Below are 244 nucleotides of genomic sequence, written 5' to 3'. Positions count from 1 at the left end.
CTCCCAGGCGAGAGCCGGCAACAACGCCGCCGGCCGCGCTGAACCGGCCCGCCGCGACAGGAACGCCCGCTCGTGACTGTGATTGATCGCAACGGAGACCTGGGGACCAGCATCCGGTGCCTGTTCAAGAAAGCGCAGATCAATGCCGCTTGTCCCGAGTTGATCCAGAAGTCCCACCGACAGGGAGTCCGTACCAAGCCGGGCAAGGAGCGCCGTGGTCCTGCCCGTATGGGCCAGATAGGCC

The 244-nt window shown here is 66.0% G+C and carries 1 pseudogene; it reads right to left on the bottom strand.

Annotation, left to right across the window (positions count from 1 at the left end):
- A pseudogene (locus tag QSV46_RS40745) lies at nucleotides 1-244 on the bottom strand (ribokinase); the annotation flags it as partial.

It is taken from the genome of Bradyrhizobium cosmicum, from assembly GCF_032290525.1.
In the GTDB taxonomy this organism is placed as follows: domain Bacteria; phylum Pseudomonadota; class Alphaproteobacteria; order Rhizobiales; family Xanthobacteraceae; genus Bradyrhizobium; species Bradyrhizobium cosmicum_A.
This window is presented reverse-complemented; position numbering and strand designations above follow the sequence as displayed.